Genomic DNA, 8749 nt, shown 5'->3' with positions numbered 1-8749 from the left:
CCTTATTTGGCCAGGTCAGTAGATCCACGCCATGCGTGGATGATCCGCCCGATGGAGTTGCCGGCCAGCGGCCGGCACTACCTTATTTGGCCAGGTCAGTAGATCCACGCCATGCGTGGATGATCCGCCCGATGGAGTTGCCGGCCAGCGGCCGGCACTACCTTATTTGGCCAGGTCAGTAGATCCACGCCATGCGTGGATGATCCGCCCGATGGAGTTGCCGGCCAGCGGCCGGCACTACCTTATTTGGCCAGGTCAGTAGATCCACGCCATGCGTGGATGATCCGCCCGATGGAGTTGCCGGCCAGCGGCCGGCACTACCTTATTTGGCCAGGTCAGTAGATCCACGCCATGCGTGGATGATCCGCCCGGTGGAGTTGCCGGCCCGCGGCCGGCACTACCTTATTTGGCCAGGTTCAGTTCCTTCAGCAGCTGCGGCGCCGGCGCCACTTCCTGCATGATCCACTGCATGTAACGGCTGTCCACGGCGATCATGCGGGTCATCACCGGGTCGAACACCCAGTTGGAGCTGACCGATTCCCAGTTGCCGTCAAAAGCCAGGCCGACCAGCTTGCCGTGCGCGTCCAGCACCGGCGAACCGGAGTTGCCGCCGGTGATGTCCAGGTTGGACAGGAAGTTCACCGGCACCGAACCGATGCGCTTGTCTTCCAGGCCGCCGTAACGCTTGGCCTTGACCGCATCCAGCAGCGCCTTCGGCGAGTCGAACGGGTCTTCGCCGGTTTCCTTGGCCGCCACGCCTTCCAGGGTGGTGAACGGGGTGTACTGCACGCCGTCCTTGCCATAGCCCATGACGTTGCCGAAGGTGATGCGCAGCGACAGGTTGGCGTCCGGGTAGACGAACTCGCCCTTGCTCTTCTTGTAGTCGGCCACGGCCTGCAGGTACAGCGGACGCGCGGTCAGCGATTCGCCTTCGCGGATCTTGCGCTGCTCTTCCTGCTTCAGCAGCGCCGGCATGACGGCCACCGCGTACTGGATCGCCGGATCGGTGCTGGCTTCGAAGGCGGCGCGGTCGGCGTTGAACCACTTCAGGCGCGTGTCGAGGTTGCCCAGCTGGGTGCCCGACAGCTTGCCCACCAGCGACTTCACGGCGGCCTCGTTGCTGCCGCCCAGCCAGGTGTTCAGCACTTCGTTGTCACGCTGCGCGGCCGGCAGGGCCACGTACTGGTCCAGCCAGTAGGTCTGCAGCTGCTGGTCCATCTTCGCCACGTAGCGGCGGTCCATCTGCTTCAGGCCACCTTCGATGGTGGTCAGGTCACGCTGCTGGTAGCCCGCTTCGCGCTCGGCATCCGGCTTGGCGCGCTCGATCGACAGGCGGTACAGGGTGATGGCGGCGCTGACCGCCGAGGTGTTGTTGAACTGCGACACGAACAGGTCGCGCTCGCGCGTGGCCTTGCTGGTGTCCAGGTGCTGGAGCAGCTGCGCGTGCGCGGCCAGGGCCGGCTTGCCGGCGGTGCCCTGCTTCTTCAGCCAGGCCAGCACGGCCGCTTCCTCGGCCTGCTTCTGGCCCGCGGCATCGATGCGCTTGAAGCCTTCCAGCTGGCCCAGGTAGTTCTTGGCCACGTTGTTCATGCTGGCAGCGGTGGCGGCGTACTTCACCTTCACGTCCGGGTCGGCCTTGCCGGCCTCGTCGATCATCTTCAGCACCGCGTTGTAATGGCGGGCGATGGTCGGGTAGGTGAAGCTGGCGGTCTCGTTGAACTCACCGGCCAGGGCATAGCGGTTGGTGCGGCCCGGGTAGCCGGCCACCATCACGAAGTCGTCGGCGCCCAGCGGCTGGTCGGCGAACTTCAGGAAGTGCTTGGGCTGGTAGGGCACGTTGTCGGCCGAGAACGCCGCCGGCTTGCCGTCCTTGCCGACGTAGGCGCGGTAGAACGAGAAATCGCCGGTGTGGCGCGGCCACATCCAGTTGTCGATGTCGCCGCCGAACTTGCCGACGCTGCCCGGGGGCGCGTAGACCAGGCGCACGTCCTTGATTTCCATGTTGCGGAACAGGCGGTAGGTGTTGCCGCCGCTGAACGAGTACAGGCGGCAGCGGAAGCCGGCGTCGGCTTCACAGGCGGCCACCTGGGCCTTGTCGAAGGCATCCAGTGCGCGGCTGCGGGCCAGCGGATCCTTGCCGGCGGCGGCGATGGCGGCCTTGGCCTGGGCCGTGACGTCGGTGATCTGGTCGAGCACGAACACGCGGGCGTTCGGGCCGGCGCTCAGTTCGTCCTTCTGGGTCGGCGCGTTGAAGCCGTCCTTGATCAGGTTCTTCTGCGCGGTCGAATTGAGCTGGATGGCGCCGTAGGCACAGTGGTGGTTGGTGACCACCAGGCCCTGCGGGGAGACGAAGCTGGCGGTGCAGCCACCCAGCGCAACCACCGCACCCATCGGGTCGCCGGTCAGGTCGGCCAGCTGTTCAGGGGACAGCTTCAGGCCGGCCTTCTGCAGCGGGCCGGCAATCTCCGGCAGCTGCTGCGGCACCCACATGCCTTCGGCGGCATGGGCGACCTGGACCAGCCCGAGGCTGGCGACGACGGAGAATGCAAGCAGGTTCGAGCGCATCGAGCGGCCCCTGGTGAAAGAACCGCCGAGTGTAGCCCAGCCCCCTGCCCCGCCCCGATGCCCGGAAGTCATGGGCCGCGCCTGGCCGCTTCGCGCCCTCTCCCGGCCGGTGATCTCCGCGCTCGCGGGGAGCGTCCAGAGGACGCGTGGCCACCCTGGCCGGGACCGTTGGCGCCATGGATGGCGCCATCGAGCACCATGGAGGGGATTTTGCGTGTCCTGGCCAGGGTGGCCGCGCGCCCTCCCCCAGAAGAAGGCAGGCGCCGCCGTTCGCGCTGCGTTCGAAACGCCCGTGCTCCCCGGCCTTTCGTTCCGCCAATGCACCCGCAGCGCAACATGGGAATTCCGCGCAGCCCTCTATAATCCGCGTTTTCCCCCAGATGAGTTCCACCCGATGGCGCAGCAAACGATGAAGGCCCTGGTCAAGCGCGAAGCAGCCAAGGGCATCTGGCTCGAAGAGGTTCCGGTGCCGACCCCGGGCCCGAACGAGGTCCTGATCAAGCTGGAAAAGACCGCCATCTGCGGTACCGACCTGCACATCTACCTGTGGGACGACTGGAGCCAGCGCACCATCAAGCCGGGCCTGACCATCGGCCACGAGTTCGTGGGCCGCATCGCCGAACTCGGCTCGGCCGTCACCGGCTATGAAGTCGGCCAGCGCGTCTCGGCCGAAGGCCACATCGTCTGCGGCCACTGCCGCAACTGCCGCGGCGGCCGTCCGCACCTGTGCCCGAACACCGTCGGCATCGGCGTCAACGTCAACGGCGCCTTCGCCGAATACATGGTGATGCCGGCCAGCAACCTGTGGCCGATCCCCGACCAGATCCCGTCCGAGCTGGCCGCCTTCTTCGACCCGTACGGCAACGCCGCGCATTGCGCGCTGGAGTTCGACGTGATCGGTGAAGACGTGCTGATCACCGGCGCCGGCCCGATCGGCATCATCGCCGCTGGCATCTGCAAGCACATCGGCGCGCGCAACGTGGTGGTGACCGACGTCAACGACTTCCGCCTGAAGCTGGCCGCCGACATGGGCGCCACCCGCGTGGTGAACGTGGCCAACACCTCGCTGAAGGACGTGATGAAGGAACTGCACATGGAGGGCTTCGACGTGGGGCTGGAAATGAGCGGCAACCCGCGCGCGTTCAACGACATGCTCGACTGCATGTACCACGGCGGCAAGATCGCCATGCTCGGCATCATGCCCAAGGGCGCCGGCTGCGACTGGGACAAGATCATCTTCAAGGGCCTGACCGTGCAGGGCATCTACGGCCGCAAGATGTACGAGACCTGGTACAAGATGACCCAGCTGGTGCTGTCCGGTTTCCCGCTGGGCAAGGTGATGACTCACCAGCTGCCGATCGACGATTTCCAGAAGGGCTTCGACCTGATGGAAGAAGGCAAGGCCGGCAAGGTCGTGCTCAGCTGGAACTGAGCGGCACACGGTAGCGCCGGGCCATGCCCGGCGTTGCGGGAAAGAAAAAGGCGCCCAACGGGCGCCTTTTTCGTGCGCGGGGGGCTGCACGGGAACCAACCGCACTACCGGCCGGTCCATCGAGCACGACCCGACCGCGAGGCAAATGGATGTACCTGCCGGCTCTGATCTCTGTACTGCTGTCCGCCCCCGCTGCAGCGCCCCCCTGCCCAGCCCCACCCGGCCCCGTACCGCTGGCCTGCGTGGCCACGGCCGAGGGCTGGTTCTACGCTGCCGATGATGACAGCGCACGCAAGGCCGCCGGCGATGCCGCCACAGCCGTCTCCGCGTTCCAGCGCCATTTCAGCGCCGAGGTTCCCTTCGGTGCAGTGATCCTGTCGGCCGCACTGCCTCGGCAGGCACGTGATGCGTTCCAAAGCGGGCATGCCCTGCCTTGGGTGCGCGTTTGGGCCTCGCCAGCGGAAAAGAACACCCTGCTGCGGGAAAGCCTGCGCCGCACCCAGCCCGAGCTGTCGGCGGCGGCAGTCGAACAACGGGTGTCACGGGCTTCCCGCAGCACAGGGGACGTGCTGCCGCACGAAATCGGTCATTCGCTGTACCAGGCGCGGTTCTGGCCGGGGCAGACCGCCGATGGCAGCCTCCATTACGCCACGCCTGCGCCGGATTGGCTGGACGAAGCCGCTGCCATCCTGATGGAGCCGCCCTCGATGCTGGCCGAACGCCGCCGGCAGTACCGCGCCCTGCTCGGCACTCCCTCGCCACACGTCCAGGACCTGCCCCGCTTCCTGCAGGCCCCGCACCCGGTGGACGCCGCACGCCGCGCAGCACTGTCCGGTAGCGGCAGCAGCAGTGCATCGGGGCTGACCGTCATGACTGCCCGTGGAGATACGGGGGCAGCATTGGCGGCGTTCTACCTTCAGAGCCTGGCGCTGGCCGACTTTCTCATTGAGCGCAGCGGCCGCCAGGACGTACTGGGCCAGATCAGCCTGGCCCTGGCCAACGGCCAGTCGTTCGACGACTGGCTGGCACAGTCAGGCCCGCCGCTGCAGTTGGGCAGCGATGTGGCCACGCTCACGCAGCACTGGCAGGCGTGGGTGAATGCACTGACCCTACCTACGGAGCAAGCGCCGGCCCAATGAAAAAGGCGCCCATCGGGCGCCTTTTTCGTAAAGCGTGCCAGGCAAGCCTGGCACCTGCCGTAGCACTTGCGGCGTCAGTTGCCGATCGCCACGCTCAGCATCACGCGGCTGTGCGCCAGCTTGCCGGAGTTGTAGCGGCCATCGCTGTCGGTGCCGTAGTAACCCAGGCCGACGTTGAACAGGCCGAACTGGCGGCTGACGCCGACGTTCCAGTCGGTGTAGTCCTTGGCGATGTCCTTCTCGAAGGTGCTGCGGCCGATGTTGGCGCTCAGCGTGAAGTCCTGCGGCAGCGCCCATTCGCCGCCCACGGCGAAGTACCAGCCGTCGGTGCCGGAATTCCACACGTCGTTGCTGTAGGCCACGGTGGCCTTGTACTGCTTGGCGAAGGTGGTGGTGGTGATCAGCTCGTTGTAGTTCTGCTCGCTGGCACCGATGTAGGTGTAGCGGTTGATCAGCACGTCGAAGTTGACGTTGTCGCTGACGTCGACGCCGTAGCCGATCAGGTAGTCCAGCTCGGTGTTCGGGTCGCCGGCGCCGAAGTCGACACCCGAACCCCACACGCCGGCATACAGGCCGACCGGGCTGGTGTAGGTGAAACCGGCCTGCAGGGTCGGCTTTTCATCGGTCTGGGAAACACCGCGGAACAGGTAGTCGGAAACACCGGTAACGTTCCAGCTGTACGGCGACTCGCTCTCCTGGGCACTGGCAGCGAACGGGGCCAGGGCGAGGGCGGCAGCAAGGGTCAGGCAGGCACGGGCGTGCTTCATGGGCGTCTCCGGTGGGGGGCGGTGGCGTGGAAGGCGGAAGCGGGAACCGGACCAGAACGGACCGGTTCACGAATTTTTAACCCGTTTGCTATTGCGATGCAACATGTGCCGGCCATGGCGATGGCCCGCCGCGGACGGCTGCCGGCCACCGTTGCCCGGTAGAATCAGCGGTTTCCCGTGCTGAGCCGTGCCCACGCCATGACCGAGACCTCCTCTGCCCTGACCCGCCACTACGCCGAGGAACTGGACGCCATCCGCGCCCAGGGCCTGTTCAAGTCCGAGCGGATCATCACCAGCCCGCAGTCGGCCGAGATCACCCTCGACGATGGCCGCACCGTGCTCAACTTCTGCGCCAACAACTACCTGGGCCTGGCCGACCACCCGGACCTGATCCAGGCGGCCAAGGACGCCCTGGATACCCACGGCTTCGGCATGGCCTCGGTACGCTTCATCTGCGGCACCCAGGACCTGCACAAGCAGCTGGAAAAGCAGATCGCCGACTTCTTCGGCAAGCAGGACACCATCCTGTATGCGGCCTGCTTCGATGCCAACGGCGGCCTGTTCGAGCCGCTGCTGGGCGAGAACGACGCGATCATTTCCGACGCACTGAACCACGCCTCGATCATCGATGGCGTGCGCCTGTGCAAGGCCAAGCGCTTCCGCTACGCCAACTGCGACATGGCCGATCTGGAAGCGCAGCTGCAGGCCGCTGACGCCGCCGGCTGCAAGACCAAGCTGATCACCACCGACGGCGTGTTCTCGATGGACGGCTTCATCGCCCCGCTAGACGAGATCACCGCGCTGGCGAAGAAGTACAACGCCCTGGTGCATATCGACGAATGCCACGCCACCGGCTTCCTCGGTGCCAGCGGCCGCGGCTCGGCCGAAGTGAAGGGCGTGCTGGAGAAGATCGACATCATCACCGGCACCCTGGGCAAGGCCATGGGCGGCGCCCTGGGCGGCTTCACCTGCGCCAGCGCCGAAGTGATCGAACTGCTGCGCCAGCGCTCGCGCCCGTACCTGTTCTCCAACTCGCTGCCGCCGCACGTGGTCGCCGCCGGCATCAAGGCCTTCGAGATGCTGGCCGCCGCCGATGACCTGCGCGACACCCTGGTGGAAAACACCCGCTACTTCCGCGAAAAGATGGTTGCCGCCGGTTTCGACGTGAAGCCGGGCGTGCACCCAATCAGCCCGGTGATGCTGTACGACGCACCGCTGGCGCAGAAGTTCGCCCAGCGCCTGCTGGAAGAAGGCATCTACGCGATCGGCTTCTTCTTCCCGGTCGTGCCCAAGGGCCAGGCACGCATCCGTACCCAGATCAGCGCCGCACACACGCGCGAACACCTGGACCGCGCCATCGATGCGTTCACCCGCATCGGCCTGGAACTGGGCGTCATCAAGGGCTGATCAGAACCGGGGGCGGATCGCCACAGGGTAGCGCCGGGCCATGCCCGGCGGTTTCCCGATGTCCGCGCTACGCGCTCGCCGGGCACGGCCCGGCGCTACCGGCGTGGGGGGGGGGGGGGGGGGGGGGGGGGGGGGGGGGGGGCCGCCGCCCCCCCCCCCCCCCCCCCCCCCCCCCCGCCCGCGGGCCCGGCCCGGCCGCTACCGGCGTGACGCGCAACGCGCGTCACTTCTTCTTTTTCTTCTTGTCCTTGGGCTCGTCCTTGCTGGCCACCACCACCGGCTTGGCGGCGGCGTCCTGCGCATTGCCCTTGGCCACGCGGATGCCGTTGGCCTTCATCCAGGCATCGAACTCATCGGCGGTCATCTTGTGGTCGCCGTCGCTCATCATGAAGCGGTAACTGCCGCGGCCGTCCAGTTCCGGGGTTTTCACTTCCACCACCGGCGTTTCCACCGGGACTTCGGCCTTGGCCACTTTCTTGTGGCCACTGCAGGCGGCCAGCAGCGCAAGCGGCAGCAACAGGCCGGCGCAGCGCAGGGTTCGGTCGAGGGTCGGGTACATGGGCACGCTCCGTTCAAGTAAATCGAAAACCAGGCGCCCCCTACGCCTGGAACGGTGGCCGGCGGCTGCCGGCCGTGGGCCGGACATCAGCCCGGTGCAGCGGCCCCCAGCCGCTGCTGGTCGCTGACCTCCAGCACCCGCCACTGGCCCTTGCCGAGATCGCCGAGCGCCAGCCCGCCGATCGCAACCCGGACCAGGCGCAGCACCTGCAGGTCGAAGGCCGCCAGCAGGCGGCGGATATGGCGGTTGCGTCCCTCTTCGAGGACCACCTCCAGCCATGCGGTCTTGTCGCCGCTGCGCAGCACGCGCACGGCCCGGGCGACCAGGAACTCGCCCTCGTCGTCGATACCGGCCTGCAGCGCGGCCAGCGTGGCCTCGTCCGGCAGGCGGTCGATCTGTACGTGGTAGGTCTTGTCCGGCCCAGTCTGCGGGTCGGTGAGGCGCGCGGCCCACTGCGGGTCGTTGCTGAACAGCAGCAGGCCCTCGCTGGCCTTGTCCAGCCGCCCGACGGGTGCGATCCAGGGCAGCCCGGCGCCATCGAAGCAGCGGTAGACGGTATCGCGGCCGCGCTCGTCCTGCGCGGTGGTCACCACGCCGCGCGGCTTGTTGAGCATCAGGTACAGGCGCTTCGGCGCGCCCAGCGGCTGGCCGTCCACTTCAATCGGCGGTGCAGGCTGCGCGATCGGGAATTCGGGATCGCGGACGATGCGCCCGGACACCCGCACGCGGCCATCGGCGATCCAGCGTGCGGCTTCGGTACGCGAGCAGACGCCTGCCTTGGACAGCACGCGCGCCAGGCCATGGCGGACACCGGCGGGTGCGGCAGCGGGCTTCGCACGCCCACGCGGGGCGTGGGAGCGGGCGGCGGGGGTGGCAGGAG

The 8749-nt window shown here is 67.4% G+C and carries 7 protein-coding genes; 3 read left to right on the top strand and 4 right to left on the bottom strand.

Going from position 1 to position 8749, the window contains the following annotated elements:
- Positions 1-402 precede the first annotated feature (402 nt).
- Positions 403-2565, bottom strand: coding sequence for a S46 family peptidase (locus IAE41_RS20850; protein WP_108746031.1), 2163 nt, complete (start codon positions 2563-2565; stop codon positions 403-405).
- A 409-nt stretch (positions 2566-2974) separates the two neighbouring features.
- Here IAE41_RS20850 and tdh point away from each other — a divergent pair, with 409 nt between their 5' ends.
- A complete protein-coding gene (gene tdh / locus IAE41_RS20845) occupies positions 2975-3997 on the top strand; it encodes an L-threonine 3-dehydrogenase (RefSeq protein ID WP_200734417.1) in 1023 nt (340 codons plus the stop codon).
- Between the two features lie 242 nt (positions 3998-4239).
- A complete protein-coding gene (locus IAE41_RS20840) occupies positions 4240-5136 on the top strand; it encodes a hypothetical protein (protein WP_200734416.1) in 897 nt (298 codons plus the stop codon).
- Positions 5137-5210: 74 nt separating this feature from the next.
- Here the strand turns inward: IAE41_RS20840 and IAE41_RS20835 are convergent, their stop codons facing one another.
- Complete coding sequence (locus IAE41_RS20835; RefSeq protein ID WP_200734415.1) at positions 5211-5903, bottom strand: TorF family putative porin; 693 nt, start codon at positions 5901-5903, stop codon at positions 5211-5213.
- A 198-nt stretch (positions 5904-6101) separates the two neighbouring features.
- On the opposite strand from IAE41_RS20835, the gene kbl reads away from it, so the two are divergent.
- The gene (kbl, locus tag IAE41_RS20830; protein WP_108758314.1) at positions 6102-7310 is read left to right on the top strand and encodes a glycine C-acetyltransferase; all 1209 of its coding nucleotides are present in this window, start codon (positions 6102-6104) and stop codon (positions 7308-7310) included.
- A gap of 223 nt (positions 7311-7533) precedes the next feature.
- On the opposite strand, the gene IAE41_RS20825 is transcribed toward kbl, so the two are convergent.
- Both IAE41_RS20825 and IAE41_RS20820 read right to left on the bottom strand, forming a co-directional pair.
- Complete coding sequence (locus IAE41_RS20825) at positions 7534-7869, bottom strand: hypothetical protein (RefSeq protein WP_108746030.1); 336 nt, start codon at positions 7867-7869, stop codon at positions 7534-7536.
- Between the two features lie 86 nt (positions 7870-7955).
- On the bottom strand, positions 7956-8749 hold a 794-nt coding region (locus tag IAE41_RS20820), incomplete at its 5' end, for a pseudouridine synthase (RefSeq protein ID WP_234458953.1).

The sequence above is a fragment of the Stenotrophomonas sp. S39 genome, assembly GCF_016624665.1.
In the GTDB taxonomy this organism is placed as follows: Bacteria; Pseudomonadota; Gammaproteobacteria; order Xanthomonadales; family Xanthomonadaceae; genus Stenotrophomonas.
Note: the sequence above shows the minus strand (reverse complement) of the source record. Positions and strands in the feature narration are given on the sequence as shown.

Bases quoted from the DNA above. Each gene is read 5' to 3' on its own strand.
- kbl (WP_108758314.1), top strand. From the start codon at position 6,102: ATGACCGAGACCTCCTCTGCCCTGACCCGCCACTACGCCGAGGAACTG.
- IAE41_RS20825 (WP_108746030.1), bottom strand. From the start codon at position 7,869: ATGTACCCGACCCTCGACCGAACCCTGCGCTGCGCCGGCCTGTTGCTG.
- tdh (WP_200734417.1), top strand. From the start codon at position 2,975: ATGAAGGCCCTGGTCAAGCGCGAAGCAGCCAAGGGCATCTGGCTCGAA.
- IAE41_RS20850 (WP_108746031.1), bottom strand. From the start codon at position 2,565: ATGCGCTCGAACCTGCTTGCATTCTCCGTCGTCGCCAGCCTCGGGCTG.
- IAE41_RS20835 (WP_200734415.1), bottom strand. From the start codon at position 5,903: ATGAAGCACGCCCGTGCCTGCCTGACCCTTGCTGCCGCCCTCGCCCTG.